Source organism: Bradyrhizobium sp. S3.3.6 (assembly GCF_040546905.1).
Lineage (GTDB): Bacteria > Pseudomonadota > Alphaproteobacteria > Rhizobiales > Xanthobacteraceae > Bradyrhizobium > Bradyrhizobium cytisi.
The window spans coordinates 157,111-174,352 of sequence record NZ_JBEPOT010000006.1; the positions used below are offsets into that span (position 1 = coordinate 157,111).

The following is a 17,242-nucleotide window of genomic DNA, read 5'->3' on the forward strand; positions in this document are numbered from 1 at the left end:
CGAAGGCGGCGCGCTACGCTGCGTCCGGGGCACGAGATTATCCCCGCTTCGCCCGGTCCTTCTCGTTCTGCGCCATGATGCTCTCGCGCGCGGTCTTCCAGTCGTCGTCGCTCCAGTCCCGGAGCTGGTAGAAATTGCCGCCCATGGCCAGCGCCTGTGCACCGTCCATGGCGATGGTCTCGCCGGTGATCCAGTCGCAGCCGCCGGAGATCAGGAACACCGCGAGGTTCTGCAATTCCTCCATGGTGCCGACGCGGCCCATCGGGTTCATCGCCTTGGTGCGTGCGCCGGCCTCGTCGCCGGGCTTGATGCGCTTGCTCATGCCCTCGGTCGGGATCTCGCCCGGCGCGATGGTGTTGAGACGGATGCCGTGTCGGCCCCATTCGGTCGCAAGCGACATCGTCATCGCATGGATCGCCGACTTGCTCATCGCCGATGGCACCACGTAAGGCGAGCCGTTGCGCACCCAGGTCACCGTGATCGAGACGACATTGCCGGGCTGCTTCAAGGCGATCCAGCGCTTGCCGACCGCATGCGTCACATAGAACGTGCCGTGCATGACGATGTTGGCGACCGCGTCGAAGCCGCGCGGCGAGAGCTCCTCGCTGCGCGAGATAAAGTTGCCGGCGGCGTTGTTGATGAGGTCGGTCAGCGGCGCGTCGCGAAAGATACTCTCGATCATCTCCTCGACGGCGAGCGCATTGCGGATGTCGACGCCGTGGCTGGTGACGCGGCCGCCATACTGATCCATCAGTTCTGTCGCGGTCTCGTCGCAGACGATCTTGCGCCGGCCGCAGATGTGCACCTCGGCGCCGAGCTGGAGAAAGCGTGCCGCCATCGATTTGCCGAGGCCCGTGCCGCCGCCGGTCACGAGAATGCGCCGTCCAGCCAGAAGATTTTCCTTGAACATGGCTGTTTCTCCCTTACGGATTGTCAGTTAATTGGTCGATTGACTAAATCCGGCGGTCAGCTTTCTGTAAAGCGGCACCGAACAAGAACAGGCAAGAACTAGGGGAGAATTCATCCATGGAAGAGCGCGTCTCGATCTCGATCTCGGAAGGCGTCGCCGACGTGCGCCTGGTGCGCGCGGATAAGATGAATGCGCTCGATCAGGCCATGTTCGAGGCCCTTGTTGCGGCAACCGAGCGGCTTTCGAAGGAAAAAGGCGTGCGCGTCGTCGTGCTGTCCGGCCAGGGCCGCGCCTTCTGCGCCGGTCTCGACATGGGGCGTTTTGCCGCCATGAAGGAGAATGGCGGCAACGGAATTCCGGGTGGCGAAAATCGCGATCTCACCAAGCGCACGCATGGCCAGGCGAACTTTCCGCAACAGGCGGTATGGGGATGGCGCCAGCTTCCGGTTCCCGTGATTGCGGCCGTGCACGGCGTTGCCTTTGGCGGTGGCTTCCAGCTCTCGCTCGGCGCCGACATGCGCTTCCTCTCCCCCGATGCGCGGATGTCGGTGATGGAGATCAAATGGAGCCTCGTGCCCGACATGGCGGGCACGCCGATCCTGGCCTCGCTCGTGCGCGATGACATCTTGCGCGATCTTACTTACACCGGCCGCATCTTCTCCGCGCAGGAGGCGATGACGTATGGCCTCGCCACGCGCATCTGCGACGACCCGCGCGTCGCAGCGCTCGAAGTCGCGCGCGAGATTGCTGGCAAGAGCCCCGATGCGATCCGCGCCGCCAAGCGCCTGCTCAACAATCTCTCGGTCGATTCCGGCCCTGCGTTGCTTGCAGAGTCGGTCGAGCAGCAGAAGCTGATCGGCAGCGCGAACCAGACCGAAGCGGTGCGGTCGAATCTGGAGAAGCGCGCGGCGAGGTTTGCGGATTGAGTTCGTCATTCCGGGATGCGCCGCAGGCGCAGGCCCGGAATCCATCGCACCTCATCGTCCGCTGTGAAATGGATTCCGGGTTCGATGCTTCGCATCGCCCCGGAATGACGGCCTGAGTGATGCCCACCTCTCTCAACCCGACGAAACATCGGAAAACAAAAATGAGCGAAGCGTCTCAATTCCTCGGCATCGTCTCCGGCGATCGCCGTCGCGCCCATGCCGAGGTCGCCAATCGCGCCGACTGCATCGCGTCCGGCCTCGCCAAAATCGGCGTCAAGCAGGGCGATTGCGTCTGCATGCTGATGCGCAACGATATCGCCTTTCTCGAAGCCGCTTACGCCGCGATGCGGCTCGGGGCCTATGGCGTGCCGATCAACTGGCATTTCAAGCCGGAGGAGATCAACTACATCCTTGGCGATACCGGCACGTCCGTGCTGATCGGACATGCCGACATGCTGCACGCCTTGCGCGATGCGATCCCGAAAGGCGTGACGGTGCTCAGCGTGCCGACACCGCCGGAGATCCTGTCCAACTACAAGATCGATCCCGATCACCTGACGGCTCCTGAATTCGCGATCGATTTCGAATCCTGGCTCGCGCAATTCCAGCCCTATGACGGCCCGGTCGTGCCGCAGCCCATGAACATGATCTACACCTCAGGCACCACCGGCCATCCCAAGGGCGTGCGCCGCAATGCGCCGACGCTGGAGCAGCAGGCCGCCGGCGAGCGCATTCGCGCGATGATCTATGGCTTGAAGCCCGGCGCTCGCGCGATCCTGCCGGGCCCGCTTTATCATTCCGCGCCGAACTCGTTCGGCATCCGCGCCGGCAAGCTCGGCGGCGTATTGGCGCTGATGCCGCGCTTCGAGCCGGAAGAATTTCTGGAGCTGATCGAGCAGTACAGGATCGACACCATCTTCATGGTGCCGACCATGTTCATCCGCCTGATGAAGCTGCCGGAGGAGGTGCGCAGCAAATACGACGTCTCCTCGCTGCGCCACATCATTCACGCTGCGGCGCCATGTCCGGCCGATGTCAAGCGCGCCATGATCGAATGGTGGCGTCCGGTGATCTACGAATTCTACGGCTCGACCGAATCCAGCGCGGTCACGTTTGCGACCTCCGAGGACGCACTGAAGAAGCCCGGCACCGTCGGCAAGATCTCGCCCGGCGCCGAGCTGCGCTTCATCGGCGATGACGGCCGCGTGCTTGGTGTCGGCGAGATCGGCGAGATCTATTCGCGCATGGCCGCGATGGCCGACTTCACCTACCACAACAAGCCGGAGAAGCGCGCCGAGATCGACCGCGACGGCTTCATCACCTCGGGTGACGTCGGCTACATCGACGCGGACGGTTACGTCTTCATCTGCGACCGCAAGCGCGACATGGTGATCTCGGGCGGCGTCAATATCTATCCGGCCGAGATCGAATCCGTGCTGCACGCCGTGCCGGGCGTGCATGATTGCGCCGTGTTCGGCATCCCCGACGCCGAATTCGGCGAGGCGCTGATGGCCGTGGTCGAGCCGCAGCCGGGCGCCACGCTCAATGCAGCCGATATCCGCGCGCGGCTGAAGAGCTCGCTTGCCGACTACAAGGTGCCGAAGCATATCGAGGTCCGCTCGGGACTGCCGCGCGAAGACTCGGGAAAAATCTTCAAGCGCCGCCTGCGCGATCCCTATTGGGAGCAGGCGGGACGGAAGATCTAGCTCGGATTTGTGTTATACAAACGCGATCATTGACCCCGGATCATCCCAAGGTTCCTGAATCTAATGGCCCCCGTTTCCATTCTGCTCAACGTCATCTGGATTCTCATCGGCGGTGCCTGGATGGCATTCGGCTGGCTGGTGGCGTCCATCATCATGGCCATCACCATCATCGGCCTGCCTTGGGCGCGGGCGGCGTTCAACATCGCCGTCTATGCGCTCTTGCCGTTCGGTTCGCGGGCGGTCAGCCGCGACGAGGTCACTGGTGCTGGCGATATCGGAACCGGCCCGCTCGGAGTGATAGGCAACATCATCTGGTTCGTGCTGGCCGGCTGGTGGCTGGCGCTCGGCCACGTCCTGACGGCCGTGATCTTTGCCATCACCATCATCGGCATTCCCTTTGCGTGGGCCCATCTGAAGCTCGCAGGCATCGCGCTCTGGCCAATCGGCAAGGTGATCGTGCCAGCCTGACCTTGCCGGCACACTTCGAGCCCGGCGCGGGCCTGTGTGCGCCGCCCCCAACTTCATCTTGCGCTGCGGCAAAAAACTTGCACACTTGGTAGGCCGGGGAGCCATTGGGAGCTCTGCAAAAGGAGCGAGCCATGTCCCTCCAGACCCTACCATCCGACGCTGCCGATCTTCGCCCGAACAGGCCTGAGGACGCCCAGGCGCTGGAGGCTGATGCGCGGCTGCGCGATGATATCCGCCTGCTCGGGCGTATCCTGGGCGACACGGTGCGCGACCAGGAGGGCGCAGATGTGTTCGACCTGGTCGAACGCATCCGGCAGACCTCGATCCGGTTCCACCGCGACGAGGACCGGCCTGCGCGCCGCGAGCTCGAGCAGATCCTCGACGGCATGTCGACCTCGGAGACAGTGCGAATCGTCCGTGCCTTCAGCTATTTCTCCCACCTCGCCAACATCGCCGAGGACCAGAACAACATCCGCCAGATGCGCGCGGGCAAGGGCGGCGGCTCCGGCGTGCTGGCGGAGACGCTCGCCAAAGCCAAGGCCGCGGGCATTGGCGCGGATACGCTACGCAATTTCTTCAAGAGCGCGCTGGTCAGTCCGGTGCTGACGGCGCACCCGACTGAAGTCCGCCGCAAGAGCACCATGGACCGCGAGATGGAGGTCGCTCGCCTGCTCGACCGCCGCGAGCGGGTTGCGCTGACGGAGGACGAGGCCGCCGCCAGCGACGAGCAGCTTCGCCGCGAGGTGCTGACGCTGTGGCAGACCAATCTGTTGCGCCGGACCAAGCTCACCGTGCTCGACGAGGTCGCCAACGGCCTGTCGTTCTACGATTACACCTTCCTTCGTGAAGTGCCGCGGTTGGTCAACGCACTGGAAGACCGGCTGGAGGAGGGCGGCGAGCAGGCCGCCAGCGAGCTCGCCTCGTTCCTGCGCATGGGAAGCTGGATCGGCGGCGACCGCGACGGCAATCCGTTCGTGACCGCCGACGTGATGCGCGGCACGCTGCGGCTCCAGTCGAGCCGGGTCATGCAGTTCTATCTGAATGAGCTGCACGTGCTCGGCTCGGAGCTGTCGATCGCAGCGCATCTCGCCGACGTCTCGGGGGAGCTGCGCACACTGGCGGAGCGTTCGCCCGATACCTCGCCGCACCGGAGCGGCGAGCCCTATCGTCTCGCGGTCTCCGGCATCTATGCCCGCCTGACGGCCACGGCCGAAAAGCTCGAGGTCGAGATCACCCGCCGTCCCGTCGGCAAGGGCGCGCCCTATGAGAGCGTCAGGGAGTTGCAAGCCGATCTCGACGTGCTGCACCGCTCGCTGATCTCCAATAACGCCCGCGTCATCGCCCGCGGCCGGCTGCGGCTGTTGCGTCGCGCGGTGGATTGCTTCGGCTTCCATCTGGCGCGGCTCGATATTCGCCAGAACTCGGCAGTACACGAACGCACCATCGCCGAGCTGATGGACGCGGCAAACCCCGGCATGTCCTATCTCGCGCTCGGCGAGGAGGCGCGCATCTCGCTGCTCACCAACGAATTGCGCAGCATCCGCTCACTGGTTTCGCCATTCGTCAAGTACAGCGACGAGACCATGGGTGAGCTCAACGTCTTCCATGCGGCTGCGGAGGCGCATGCGAAGTTCGGCTCGGACGCGATTCCCCAATGCATCATCTCGATGTGCAAGGGCATGTCTGACATGCTCGAGGTCGCGGTGCTGTTGAAGGAGGTGGGCCTGGTCCATCCCTCCGGGCGCAGCGCCATCAACATCGTGCCGCTGTTCGAGACCATCGAGGATCTGCAGGCCTCCAGCGGCATCATGGATCGCATGCTGTCGCTGCACGATTACCGCCGCCTCGTCGACAGCCGCGGCAGCGTGCAGGAGGTCATGCTCGGCTATTCCGACTCGAACAAGGACGGCGGCTTCGTCACCTCGGGCTGGGAGCTCTACAAGGCCGAGATCGGCCTCGTCGAGGTGTTCGAGCGCCACCACGTTCGCCTGCGTCTGTTCCACGGCCGCGGCGGCTCGGTCGGCCGTGGCGGCGGGCCGAGCTATGACGCCATCGTTGCGCAGCCGGGCGGGGCGGTGAACGGCCAGATCCGCATCACCGAGCAGGGCGAGATCATCTCGTCGAAATATTCCAACGCAGAGGTCGGCCGCAACAATCTCGAAATCCTGGCGGCGGCGACGCTGGATGCCAGCCTGTTGCAGCCGAGCCAGAGCGCGCCGCGCCGCGAATATCTCACTGCGATGGACGAGCTTTCAAATCTGGCCTTCAAGGCCTATCGCGGCCTCGTCTACGAGACCGACGGTTTTGTCGATTATTTCTGGGGTTCGACCGTCATCAACGAGATCGCGACGCTCAACATCGGCAGCCGTCCGGCGTCGCGCAAGAAGACCCGCGCGATCGAGGATTTGCGTGCGATCCCCTGGGTGTTCTCCTGGGCGCAGTGCCGCCTGATGCTGCCGGGGTGGTACGGCTTTGGCAGCGCAGTGGAGCAATGGATCGCGGAGCATCCCGACAAGGGCATGCCGTTCCTGAAAGAACTCTACAAGGAATGGCCGTTCTTCCGCATGCTGTTGTCGAACATGGACATGGTGCTCGCGAAAAGCTCGATCGCGATCGCATCGCGCTATGCCGAGCTGGTGCCGGACGAAGCCCTGCGTGAAAAGATCTTCGGCCGCATCCGCCGCGAGTGGCATTCCTGCATCGAGACGTTGCTCGACATCATGGATCAGGACCGGCTGCTGCAGGGCAACCCGCTGCTGGAGCGCTCGGTGCGTCACCGATTCCCCTATCTCGATCCGCTCAACCACGTGCAGGTCGAGCTCTTGAGGGAGCACCGCGCGCAGAACCCGGATGAGCAGGTGCTGCGCGGGATTCAGCTGACGATCAACGGCATCTCGGCGGGGCTGAGGAATACGGGGTAGGTTCAGGAGCCACGCGGTCGCCTCGCACTCTGTCGTCATGCCCGGGCTTGTCCCGGGCAACCACGTTCTTCGTGCCGTGTGTCAACGCGTGGATGGCCGGGACAAGCCCGGCCATGACGAGGAGCGGGGCTCTCAACAGAAATGCGCGCCCTGCGTCTCCACATAGACCGAGTACAGCGACTGGCTCGCGGTCATGAACAGTCGGTTGCGCTTCTTGCCGCCGAAGCACAGATTGGCGCAGGTCTCCGGCAGCATGATCTGGCCGATCCGTGCGCCGTCGGTCGATGCGAACACCTGCACGCCGTCATAGCCCGGGCCGACCCAGCCGGCGCCGACCCAGATATTGCCTTCGGTGTCGACGCGCATTCCGTCGGGGAAGCCCGACTTGCCGTCGAGCTTCATGTCGATCAACCGCTTCGGGTTCGATAACTTTTGACCGTCGAGGTCGTAGGACCACACCACGTTTTCCGCCTGCGGATAATGCGTGATCCCGGTGTCGCAGACATAGACCTTCTTGTAGTCGTGTGAGAAGGCGATGCCGTTCGGCTTGAACGGGTCGTCCGCGACCTTCGTCAGCTGGCCGGACTGCGCATCGAGGCGATAGACGGCTTCCTTCTGGTAGGGCTGCAGCGAGCCGGTATTGGCGAGCTTGCCCTCGTAGATGCTGATCGCGCCGTAGCCGGGATCGGTGAACCAGATCGACTTGTCGTTGGGATGCACGACCATGTCGTTCGGGCCGTTGAGCGGCTTGCCGTTGGCCTGCTCGGCCAGCGTCGTCACCGAGCCATCGTGCTCGTAGCGGACGAGGCGGGTGCGCTCGGCGCTGATCTGGCGTCCCTCGGTGTCGAACGAATTGCCGTTGGCCTCGTTCGACGGCTTGTGGAACTGCTCGGAGATATGGCCGTCATCGTCGAGGTAGCGCAACTGCCGGTTGGCGGGGATGTCGCTCCAGACGAGATATTGCCCCTGCGCATTCCACGCCGGTCCCTCCGCCCAGAGGCAGCCGGTATAGAGCCGCTTGATCGAGGTGTTGCCCACCTTGGCCTTGAAGCGCTTGGGATCGATGACGACGATGTCGGGGTCGGGATAGCGCTGCGGCTCGGCATTGGCGCCATAGTCGCGGGCGTCGGCCTTGGAGGCGAGCAGGGTGGATGCGACGACGGTCGCGGCGCCCTTGAGGAGCGTGCGGCGGCCGAGACCGCCGCGCTCGCTTGCAATGATGTCGTCGGAGTTGGTCAGTATTCTTGTCATGGTTTCCTCCCAAAGTTGTGTTGGGAGGACACCATTCGCCCGCATTCGGGCGTAAAGCGGGGCGATCTCTGGACAAGACAACCAGAGTTCGCGGCGCAGGGATGCCAAAAATATGGCTAGACGGGATCCCACGGGAAGATGTCGGCGGAGCGATCGAGCTTGTAGAACGAGCCCTTCAGCGCCGGCATGCCATGTTCCGCGATCGTCTGCGGGGTCCAGCCTTCGCTGCGATGCACCGAGCGCAGCGGACGGTTCTGGCTGAACAGGAACAGCTCGTTCATGCGCGCGCCAAAAATCTGGCCCGAGACATCCTTGGCGGCATCGGAGAGCAGATAGGCGCAGATCGGCGCGATCTTCTCCGGACCCATCTGCTTGATCTTCTCGACACGCGCCTTCTCGGCGTCGGTTTCGGTCGGGATGGTGCCGATCATGCGGGTCCAGGCGAACGGCGAGACGCAGTTCGAGCGGACGTTGAAGCGGCCCATGTCGAGCGCGATCGATTTGGAGAGCCCGATGATGCCGAGCTTGGCGGCGGCGTAGTTGGCCTGGCCAAAGTTGCCGATCAGGCCTGAGGTCGATGTGAAGTGCACGAAGGAGCCGGACTCCTGCTCGCGGAAGATGCGCGCTGCGGCGTGGCTGACGTAGAACGAGCCCATCAGATGTACCTTGATGACGGCCTCGAACGCTTCCACGCTCATCTTGTGGAAGATCATGTCCCGCAAGATGCCGGCATTGTTGACGACGCCGTCGAGCCGGCCGAAATGATCGGTCGCGGTCTTCACGATCTTACTCGCCGGCACGGCTTCCGCGACCGATTCGAAATTGGGGACGGCGATGCCGCCGCGCTTCTTGATCTCGTCGACCACCTCTTCGGCGGGGGATGCGCTCGAGCCGGCGCCGTCGGCGGCAACACCGGGGTCGTTGACCACGACCTTGGCGCCTTCCGCCGCGCAGAGCAGCGCGATCTCGCGCCCGATGCCACGGCCTGCGCCGGTAACGATGATGACCTTGTCCTGCAGTGATTTGCTCATGTGGGTGTCTCCGCTGTCCGTTCCAATTTCCGCTGTCATTCCGGGGCGCGCCTCTCGGCGCGAGCCCGGAATCCATTTCTCCGCCTCGGCTGCTGCACGATGGATTCCGGGTTCGTCGCTTGCGCGCCGCCCCGGAATGACGGTGCGCTACCTCTCGTTCGTAAACACGATCGTGCCACTTGCGGCGAACATGCCGCCGACGCCGTGGCACACCGAAATCTTCGCGTTGGGCACCTGTGCCGGCGCGATGCCGCGCATCTGGCGCACGCTCTCCTGGAGCGCATACATGCCGTACATGCCCGAATGCATGTAGCTCAAACCGCCGCCATTGGTGTTGAGCGGAAGCTTGCCGCCGGGGCGCGTGTTGCCGTCGGCGATGAATTGGCCGGTCTCCTCATGCGGCATGAAGCCGAGGTCGCCGAGGCCGAACAGCGGCAGATGCGCGAAAGCATCGTAGATCATGAGGTGATCGACGTCCTTGTGCGCGATGCCGGCCTCCCTGAACGCCAACGGCCCCGCGGTCTTGAACGCGCGCGAGGAGTTGAACGTCTCCATCTGGCTGACCATCGGCGTCTCGACGCTCTCGCCGGTGCCCATGATGTAGACGGGCTTGCGCGGAAAATCCCTGGCGCGGTCGGCCGAGGTCAGGATCAGCGCGCCGCCGCCGTCGGTGACGAGGCAGCATTGCAAGAGCCGGAACGGATAGGCGATCATGCGCGAGTTGAGGACGTCGGCAACCGTGATCGGGTCCTTCATCATCGCCCGCGGATTCTTCGCCGCCCATTCGCGCTGGACGACCGCGACCGAAGCGAGCTGCTCGTGGGTGATGCCGTAGGTCTTCATGAAACGCAGCACGGGGATCGGAAACATGCTGGGCGGGCCGTAGACGCCGTAGGGTGCCTCGAACTGGCCTTGCAGGCTGTCGGCGGAGATCGAGCGCGGCGCCTTGCCGATCATCGACTTGCCGCTCTCGGCATGCGTGATCAGGACGGTCTTGCACAAGCCGGCCTCGATCGCCGCGGCCGCGTGGCGGACGTGCAGCATGAACGAGCAGCCGCCGACCGAGGTGCCGTCGACCCAAGTGGGCTTGATTCCGAGATAATGGCAGACCTGCTGCGGCGTCTCGACCGCGGTGGCGAAGCCGTCGATGTCGGACAGTTTTAGCCCGGCATCGGCGATGGCATTGAGCGCCGCATCCGCGTGAAGCTGGAGCTGCGAGACGTTGGGGATGACACCGAGCTCGGTGGTCTCGGCCGCGCCGACGACGGCAACCTGGTTCTTGCGCATGGTTTACCCCTTCGCCGGACGGAACACGGGGAGGGTGATCTTGTCGTCGAGTGCCTCGAAGGCGACCTCGAGCTTCATGTCGAGCTCAAGCGCCTCCGGGGTCTGCGGACAATCGATGATGTTGCTCATCATCCGCGGCCCTTCGGCGAGCTCCACCACTGCGATCGCGTAAGGCGGCGTGAAGCCGGGCGCGGCGGGACGGTGATTGATCACGTAGCTGTAGAGAAAGCCCTTGCCGCTCGCCTTGAACATCGAAACCTTGCGCGAGGCGCAGGACGGGCAGAACGGGCGCGGCGGGAAGTAGACATGCGCGCAGGCGTCGCAACGCTGCAGGCGCAGCTCGCCCGCCTTGGTGCCGTCCCAGAAATGCTGGGTTTCCGGCGTCGGTTTCGGTCGCGCGCGCTGCGGTTCGGCCATCTCGGAACGCCCTCCTCAGGGACAGGCTTCATGCCCGCCTGTTTCAATCTTGATGCGACAATCGGCTATAGCGCGTCAACGGTCCAGCAGGCAGCATGCATGCCATCATGCGCACAATGCTTGTGTCGAACTGAGCCGGCGCTATAGATTGCGCGCGCAATATTCCGTGAGACAGACATGCCCGATTTTCCGACACTGGCGAAGCTCGCCGACGACCTCGAAAGCGGTCGCACCACCTCCCGAAAACTGGTCGAGGCGTGCATCGCCAAAATCGCCGATCCCGCCGGCGAGGGGCAGCGCACCTTCGTCCATGTCGCCAAGGACGCCGCGCTTGCGACCGCGGATGCGATGGACGGTTTGCGCAAGGCCAAGGCCGCGCCGTCGCGCTATGCCGGCATCCCGGTCTCGATCAAGGATCTGTTCGACATCAAGGGCCAGGTGACGCGTGCCGGCTCCCGCGCGCTCGACGATTCCCCGCCGGCCGAGCAGGATGCCGCCACCGTGGCGCGGCTGCGCAGGGCCGGATTTGTCGTGATCGGCCGCACCAACATGACCGAGTTCGCCTATTCCGGCATCGGCATCAATCCGCATTACGGCACGCCGAAGGGCGCCTGGAACCGGGCCGAGGGCCATGTGCCCGGCGGCTCGTCCTCGGGCGCGGCGGTGTCCGTGCTCGACGGCATGGCGCACGGCGCGCTCGGCACCGACACCGGCGGCTCCTGCCGCATTCCGGCGGCCTTTAACGGTATCGTCGGCTATAAGCCGACGCAGCGCCGTGTACCGCTCGACGGCGCGGTGCCGCTCTCGTTCTCGCTCGACAGCATCGGGCCTTTGGCGCGATCGGTCAGCTGCTGTGCCATTCTCGACGCCGTGCTCGCGAACGAGCCGATCGTGCCCCTGAAGCCGCGCCCCGTGAAAGGCATGCGGCTTGCGGTGCCGACCACGATCGCGCTCGACGATCTCGACGCGCCCGTGGCTGATACCTTCGAGCGCGCGCTGAAATCGCTCGCCGACCATGGCGCCATCATCGACCGCATCGAGATGGCCGAATTCCACGACATCGGCCCGATGAACGCCAAGGGCGGCTTTGCCGCGTCCGAAAGCTATGCCTGGCATCGCTACCTCATCACGTCCAAGGGCGACGTTTACGACCCCCGTGTCTCCGTCCGCATCATGCGCGGCGAGGCGCAGAGCGCGGCCGACTATATCGATCTCCTCAACGAGCGCCGCTCGCTGATCGCCCGCGTCAATGCGCGCATCGCGCCCTATGATGCCCTGGTGCTGCCGACCACCGCCAACACGCCGCCGAAGATTTCAGCTCTCGCCGACGACAAGGCGTTCACCACCCAGAACCTGCGCGCGCTGCGGAATTGCACCCTGATCAACATGATCGACGGCTGCGCCATCTCGCTGCCGGCACATCGCAAGGGCGACGTCCCGGTCGGTCTGATGCTTGCAGGCGCGGGTGGATCCGATCGTCGTATCTTTGAGCTTGCTGCCGGCATGGAGGCCGTAATTCGTGTTTGACCTGACTTTCACCGTCGACGCCCGGGACACCACCACGCCGCTGACACTGGCGGTCGACCAGATGGTCATCGCGGGCTGGACCGGCCGCGACGCGATCGCGCGCGACAAGCACATCGCCGAGCTGGAGGCGATGGGCATCGCCCGGCCGGCCTCGACGCCGATCTACTACCGCGCCTCGGCGCGGCGGCTGACCCAGGAAGACAGCATCGAATGCTGCGGCGGCGATTCCTCAGGCGAGGTCGAGTTCGTGCTGATCGGCTGGCAGGGCCGCGTCTTCGTCGGCTGCGGCTCGGATCACACCGACCGCAAGGTCGAGGCCTACAACGTCACCGTCTCCAAGCAGATGTGCGACAAGCCGGTTGCGTCCACGCTGTGGGAGCTCGAGGACGTCATCGGCCATTGGGACAGGATGATTTTGCGCTCCTACGCCACGATCAAGGGCGAACGCGTGCTCTACCAGGAGGGCACGCTGGACGCGATGCTGCCCGTCGCCGACCTCATCGCGCGTGGTTTTGAAGGCGGCAAGTTCCCCGACGGTTGCGCCATGTTCGGCGGCACCTTTGCAGCCAAGGGCGGCATCCGCCCCGCGGATCGGTTCGAGTTCGAGCTGGAGGACCCCGTGCTGAAGCGCACGATCAAGCACGGCTACAATGTGATGACGCTACCGGTGCGGGGCTAAAGTCTCTCCGCCGTCATTGCGAGCGACGCTCTCTCGGCGTCATTGCGAGGAGCCCTTGCGACGAAGCAATCCAGAATCCCTCCGCGGAAAGACACTGGATTGCTTCGCTCCGCTCGCAATGACGGGGAGAGAGTCGGAAATCGGGTGGCAGAGGGCGGGGCGGTCCTGCGAGAGTCAATGCCATGACAGCAACGGCACGCAAACCACCTCGGTCCCAGTCGGTGGACCTCACCGCCCACGTCGATGCCCTCGACTGGTCCCAGATCACCGCCGAACTCGACTCCCAAGGCTGCGCTGTCCTCAAGGACCTGCTGACGCCGGATCAGTGCCGTGCCGTCGCCGCCCTCTATCCCGACGACGCGAACTTCCGCAGCCGCATCGTCATGGGCCGCCATGGCTTTGGCCGCGGCGAGTACAAATATTTCTCCTATCCGCTGCCCGATCTCATCACGCAGCTGCGGCCGGCGCTCTATGCGCATCTCCAGGGCGTCGCCAACCGCTGGAACGAGGCGATGGGCATCGACATCCGCTATCCCACAGCGCATGCGGCCTTCCTGAAGCGCTGCCACGAGGCGGGGCAGGCGCGGCCGACGCCGCTACTGCTGCAGTATGAAGCCGGCGACTACAATTGCCTGCATCAGGATCTCTATGGCGAGCACGTGTTCCCGCTCCAGGTCGCGATCCTGCTCTCCGAGCCCGGCCGCGACTTCACCGGCGGCGAGTTCGTGCTGACCGAGCAGCGCCCGCGCATGCAGTCCCGCGCCGAGGTGGTTCCGCTCGCTCAAGGCGATGCGGTCGCGTTCGCTGTGCATCATCGCCCCGTGCAGGGGACACGCGGCACGTACCGCGTTAACCTGCGTCATGGCGTCAGCCGGATCAGGTCCGGCCAGCGCCACACCCTGGGTGTGATCTTTCACGATGCCAAATGAGTGCGGCGATTGACGGCTGATTTGTTCGACAGCGTTGCCGAGGCGCAGCCGTCACGCGAGGAGATCGCGGACGGTGCGGTGCTGCTGCGCGGCTTCGTCAAGCCGATCGAGAGCGAGCTGATCGAAACCGTGCGCGCCATCGTGGCGCAGTCGCCGTTCCGCCGCATGACCACGCCCGGCGGTCATCTGATGTCGGTGGCGATGACCAATTGCGGCGAGCGCGGCTGGATCGCCGACCACACCGGCTATCGCTATGATCCCATCGATCGGCGAACCGGCGCTCCATGGCCGGCGATGCCGCCAGTGCTCCGCGATCTCGCTCGCCGCACCGCGGAGCAGGGCGGCTTCCAGAACTTTGCGCCTGATGCATGCCTCGTCAACCGCTACGAGCCCGGCACGCGACTGTCGCTGCATCAGGACAAGGACGAGCTGGATTATTCGGCACCGATCGTCTCGGTCTCGCTCGGCCTGCCCGCCACCTTCCTGTTCGGCGGCATGGCGCGCGCCGACAAGCCGCGCCGCTTCCGGCTGGTCCATGGCGACGTCGTGGTCTGGGGCGGTCCGTCCAGGCTCGCCTATCACGGCGTGGCGCCGCTCGCCGACGGCGAGCACGCACTGCTCGGCCGGAAGCGGATCAACTTGACGTTTCGAAGGACGCGCTGACGCCTACGGCTTCGGCGGGTGAATGAACGCCCACGGGCTGACTTCGGAGTCCCGCGTCACCTCGACCGAGATCAGATGCGGTCCGCCATGCGCGAGCGCCCTCTCCATCGCGGCCTTGAACTGATCCGGCGAGGTCACGCGCGCGGCCGCCACGCCAAAGGACTCCGCGAGCTTGACGAAGTCCGGATTGACCAGATCGGCTGCCACCACGCGGCCGTCGAAACGTTCGCGCTGGTCGCGGCGGACATTGCCGTAGGCGTTGTTGTTGAACACCAGCGTCACCACGCCGATATTGAATTGCACGGCGGTGGCGAGCTCCTGCACGCCGAACATGAAGCCGCCGTCGCCGGTGATCGCCACCACCGGCCTGTCGGGATTGGCGACCTTGGCGCCGAGCGCAGTCGGGAAGCCCGACCCGAGCGTTCCCTGATAGCCTGAGGTGATGAAGGTGCGCGGCTCGTAGATCGGAAAGCCGTACCAGGAGGCAAAGCCGAACTGCGAGAGTTCGTCGGTGACGATCGCATTCGCTGGCAGCACCTCGCGCAGGATGTTCAGATACGCCATCTGCGGCTGGATGCGCTGGATCTCCGCCAGCGCGGTTGCACTGGCCTCGCGGATCGCGGCGCGGCGGCCGGCGGTCTTGCTGTAGCCCGCCTTGCTGACGGCGGCAGTGAGATCGGAGGTCGCGGTCTTGGCGTCGGCGACGATGGCGGTATCAGAGATGAAGCGCCGCATCTCGACAGGATCGATGTCGGTGCGGATGCTCTTCAGCCCGTCGGGACGATAGGGCCAGCGTGACATGGTCGGCAGCTCCAGCCGCGAGCCGATGCCGATCATCAGATCCGTCTTCGGCCACAGCTTGTAGGCGGCGGCCATGGTGAGGCCAAGCTCGTGCGCATTGGAGACGATGCCGCGGCCGCTGCGGAAGGCGACCACAGGCGCGTCGATCATCTCGGCAAGCTCGAGGATTTCCTCTCGCGCCTCGATCGCGCCGCTGCCGACGAAGATCATCGGCGCCTTGCTGCTCTTGATGAGTGCTGCGGCCTGCCTGATCATGTCAGGATCCGGCTGTGGCGCAGGCAGCGGCTCCAGCACCTGCGCGGCGGCCGTGTCGGCGCGCTGGGTAAAAATGTCCCAGGGCATCTCGACCGACGCCGGACCGCGCCGTCCCGATGTCATCTCCTGGAACGCACGCGCCACGGTCGTCGGCGCATTGCCGGGATGCTCGATGCGGTCCGCCCACTTCACATAGGTGCGCAAGGTGGCGAGCTGGTCCGGCATCTCGTGCAGATGACCACGGCCCTTGCCGAGAAACTGCGTCGGCACCTGGCCCGTCACGCACAGCACCGGCTCGTTGCAGCCGTAAGCGGTGAGCAGCGCCGCGCTGGCATTGAGCACGCCGGGGCCGGGCACCACGCTGAACACGCCGGGTCTGCCGCTGGAGCGGGCATAGCCGAACGCCATGTAGCCGCAGGCCTGCTCGTGCCGCGCGCCGATCACCTTGAGCTGAGCCTGGTGGAAGGCGTCGAACAGGCCATAGACCTGTGCGCCGGGCAGGCCGAACACGGTGTCGATGCCGTGGGCGACGAGCCCGCTTACGATCGCTTCGCCGCCGGTGAGGGTGGTCATTGCATCATTCCATTCGTGGTGTTGTTCAGGCTTCGTCGACGACGCCGTTGCGCAAGGATCCGATGCCCTCGGCCGCGACCTCGATGACATCGCCGGGCTTCAAATAGCGCGGCGGATCGAACCGCGCACCGGCGCCGGTCGGCGTGCCCGTCACGATGATGTCGCCGGGGACCAGCGTCGCGAAGGTCGAGATATAGCTGATGAGATAGCGGAACGGAAACATCAGCCGGCTGGTACGGTCGTCCTGCCGCAGCTCGCCGTTGACGTGCGTGGTGAGGCGAATGTCTGCGATTTGCGCTTCCCTGGTGTAGGGCACGAGCCAAGGCCCGAGGCTGCCGCTGGAATCGAAGTTCTTGCCCTGCGTGACGTTGAATTTGGCGTGGCGCAGCCAGTCGCGCACCGAGCCTTCGTTGCAGAGCGTGAGGGCTGCGATGTGATCGAGCGCGGCGTCTTCCGCAATGTGCCGGCCGGGCTTGCCGATCACCAGCACGATCTCGCCCTCGTAATCGAGCTGCGCGGATGCGCGCGGGCGCACCAGCGGCGTGTCGTGGCCGACAAAGGAGCGGGGCGAGCGCATGAACATGCTCGGATATTTCGGCGCGTCCTGGCCGTCCTTGTACTCAGCATTGCGGTCGGGATAGTTGACGCCGATGCAGATGATCTTTTCCGGCGCAGGCACCGGCGGCAGCCAGATGACGTCACCAAGCGCGTGATCGGGCGTAAGGCTGGCGGCCGCTTCGGCAAGGCCCGCGAGCTTTCCTGCCGCAATCACCTCGCGCAGCGTCGGATAGTCCTTGGCGTGGCGCGGGGAGAGATCGACGATGCCGCCCTCCAGGACGGCGCCGTACCGGGTTGCACCCTTGACGGAATAGGTGGCGAGGCGAGGGAGCTTCATCGC

At 64.9% G+C, this 17,242-nt stretch carries 15 protein-coding genes; 8 read left to right on the top strand and 7 right to left on the bottom strand.

Annotated elements, in window-relative coordinates:
- Positions 1–37: 37 nt before the first annotated feature.
- Positions 38–910: an SDR family oxidoreductase gene (locus ABID59_RS19340; protein WP_354031802.1), complete on the bottom strand. Its 873-nt coding sequence runs from the start codon at positions 908–910 to the stop codon at positions 38–40.
- A gap of 116 nt (positions 911–1,026) precedes the next feature.
- Between ABID59_RS19340 and ABID59_RS19345 the strand changes: the two genes are divergently transcribed.
- From ABID59_RS19345 to ppc, 4 genes are all read left to right on the top strand, one after another.
- The gene (locus tag ABID59_RS19345) at positions 1,027–1,836 is read left to right on the top strand and encodes a crotonase/enoyl-CoA hydratase family protein (protein ID WP_354084404.1); all 810 of its coding nucleotides are present in this window, start codon (positions 1,027–1,029) and stop codon (positions 1,834–1,836) included.
- A 161-nt stretch (positions 1,837–1,997) separates the two neighbouring features.
- Complete coding sequence (locus tag ABID59_RS19350) at positions 1,998–3,542, top strand: acyl-CoA synthetase (RefSeq protein ID WP_354084405.1); 1,545 nt, start codon at positions 1,998–2,000, stop codon at positions 3,540–3,542.
- Positions 3,543–3,605: 63 nt separating this feature from the next.
- A complete protein-coding gene (locus tag ABID59_RS19355; RefSeq protein ID WP_148748867.1) occupies positions 3,606–4,010 on the top strand; it encodes a YccF domain-containing protein in 405 nt (134 codons plus the stop codon).
- A 131-nt stretch (positions 4,011–4,141) separates the two neighbouring features.
- Complete coding sequence (gene ppc, locus ABID59_RS19360) at positions 4,142–6,931, top strand: phosphoenolpyruvate carboxylase (RefSeq protein WP_148748866.1); 2,790 nt, start codon at positions 4,142–4,144, stop codon at positions 6,929–6,931.
- A 132-nt stretch (positions 6,932–7,063) separates the two neighbouring features.
- On the opposite strand, the gene ABID59_RS19365 is transcribed toward ppc, so the two are convergent.
- The 4 genes from ABID59_RS19365 to ABID59_RS19380 all read right to left on the bottom strand — a co-directional run bounded on the left by ABID59_RS19365 (position 7,064) and on the right by ABID59_RS19380 (position 10,917).
- A complete protein-coding gene (locus ABID59_RS19365; protein WP_354084406.1) occupies positions 7,064–8,182 on the bottom strand; it encodes an SMP-30/gluconolactonase/LRE family protein in 1,119 nt (372 codons plus the stop codon).
- A 116-nt stretch (positions 8,183–8,298) separates the two neighbouring features.
- Positions 8,299–9,213, bottom strand: coding sequence for an SDR family oxidoreductase (locus ABID59_RS19370; protein WP_354084407.1), 915 nt, complete (start codon positions 9,211–9,213; stop codon positions 8,299–8,301).
- A 147-nt stretch (positions 9,214–9,360) separates the two neighbouring features.
- Entirely contained in the window at positions 9,361–10,500 is a 1,140-nt protein-coding gene (locus ABID59_RS19375) for a thiolase C-terminal domain-containing protein (RefSeq protein ID WP_148748863.1), read from the bottom strand.
- 3 nt (positions 10,501–10,503) lie between these two features.
- On the bottom strand, positions 10,504–10,917 hold the full coding sequence (locus tag ABID59_RS19380; protein WP_148748862.1) for a Zn-ribbon domain-containing OB-fold protein: 414 nt from the start codon (positions 10,915–10,917) through the stop codon (positions 10,504–10,506).
- Between the two features lie 177 nt (positions 10,918–11,094).
- Here ABID59_RS19380 and ABID59_RS19385 point away from each other — a divergent pair, with 177 nt between their 5' ends.
- The 4 genes from ABID59_RS19385 to alkB all read left to right on the top strand — a co-directional run bounded on the left by ABID59_RS19385 (position 11,095) and on the right by alkB (position 14,715).
- Entirely contained in the window at positions 11,095–12,444 is a 1,350-nt protein-coding gene (locus ABID59_RS19385; protein WP_354084408.1) for an amidase, read from the top strand.
- Complete coding sequence (locus ABID59_RS19390; RefSeq protein WP_354084409.1) at positions 12,437–13,123, top strand: DUF2848 domain-containing protein; 687 nt, start codon at positions 12,437–12,439, stop codon at positions 13,121–13,123. Before ABID59_RS19385 ends, ABID59_RS19390 begins: the two co-directional genes overlap by 8 nt.
- 182 nt (positions 13,124–13,305) lie before the next feature.
- Positions 13,306–14,052, top strand: a complete 747-nt coding sequence (locus tag ABID59_RS19395; protein ID WP_354084410.1) for a 2OG-Fe(II) oxygenase — start codon at positions 13,306–13,308, stop codon at positions 14,050–14,052.
- A 9-nt stretch (positions 14,053–14,061) separates the two neighbouring features.
- A complete protein-coding gene (alkB, locus tag ABID59_RS19400; RefSeq protein ID WP_354084411.1) occupies positions 14,062–14,715 on the top strand; it encodes a DNA oxidative demethylase AlkB in 654 nt (217 codons plus the stop codon).
- 3 nt (positions 14,716–14,718) lie between these two features.
- On the opposite strand, the gene ABID59_RS19405 is transcribed toward alkB, so the two are convergent.
- Both ABID59_RS19405 and ABID59_RS19410 read right to left on the bottom strand, forming a co-directional pair.
- Positions 14,719–16,344, bottom strand: coding sequence for a thiamine pyrophosphate-dependent enzyme (locus tag ABID59_RS19405; RefSeq protein ID WP_354084412.1), 1,626 nt, complete (start codon positions 16,342–16,344; stop codon positions 14,719–14,721).
- A gap of 25 nt (positions 16,345–16,369) precedes the next feature.
- Complete coding sequence (locus ABID59_RS19410) at positions 16,370–17,239, bottom strand: fumarylacetoacetate hydrolase family protein (RefSeq protein ID WP_148752126.1); 870 nt, start codon at positions 17,237–17,239, stop codon at positions 16,370–16,372.
- Positions 17,240–17,242: the final 3 nt, after the last annotated feature.

Bases quoted from the DNA above. Each gene is read 5' to 3' on its own strand.
- ABID59_RS19370 (WP_354084407.1), bottom strand. From the start codon at position 9,213: ATGAGCAAATCACTGCAGGACAAGGTCATCATCGTTACCGGCGCAGGC.
- ABID59_RS19350 (WP_354084405.1), top strand. From the start codon at position 1,998: ATGAGCGAAGCGTCTCAATTCCTCGGCATCGTCTCCGGCGATCGCCGT.
- ABID59_RS19380 (WP_148748862.1), bottom strand. From the start codon at position 10,917: ATGGCCGAACCGCAGCGCGCGCGACCGAAACCGACGCCGGAAACCCAG.
- ppc (WP_148748866.1), top strand. From the start codon at position 4,142: ATGTCCCTCCAGACCCTACCATCCGACGCTGCCGATCTTCGCCCGAAC.
- ABID59_RS19375 (WP_148748863.1), bottom strand. From the start codon at position 10,500: ATGCGCAAGAACCAGGTTGCCGTCGTCGGCGCGGCCGAGACCACCGAG.
- ABID59_RS19405 (WP_354084412.1), bottom strand. From the start codon at position 16,344: ATGACCACCCTCACCGGCGGCGAAGCGATCGTAAGCGGGCTCGTCGCC.
- ABID59_RS19345 (WP_354084404.1), top strand. From the start codon at position 1,027: ATGGAAGAGCGCGTCTCGATCTCGATCTCGGAAGGCGTCGCCGACGTG.
- ABID59_RS19395 (WP_354084410.1), top strand. From the start codon at position 13,306: ATGACAGCAACGGCACGCAAACCACCTCGGTCCCAGTCGGTGGACCTC.
- ABID59_RS19365 (WP_354084406.1), bottom strand. From the start codon at position 8,182: ATGACAAGAATACTGACCAACTCCGACGACATCATTGCAAGCGAGCGC.
- ABID59_RS19385 (WP_354084408.1), top strand. From the start codon at position 11,095: ATGCCCGATTTTCCGACACTGGCGAAGCTCGCCGACGACCTCGAAAGC.
- ABID59_RS19410 (WP_148752126.1), bottom strand. From the start codon at position 17,239: ATGAAGCTCCCTCGCCTCGCCACCTATTCCGTCAAGGGTGCAACCCGG.
- ABID59_RS19355 (WP_148748867.1), top strand. From the start codon at position 3,606: ATGGCCCCCGTTTCCATTCTGCTCAACGTCATCTGGATTCTCATCGGC.
- ABID59_RS19340 (WP_354031802.1), bottom strand. From the start codon at position 910: ATGTTCAAGGAAAATCTTCTGGCTGGACGGCGCATTCTCGTGACCGGC.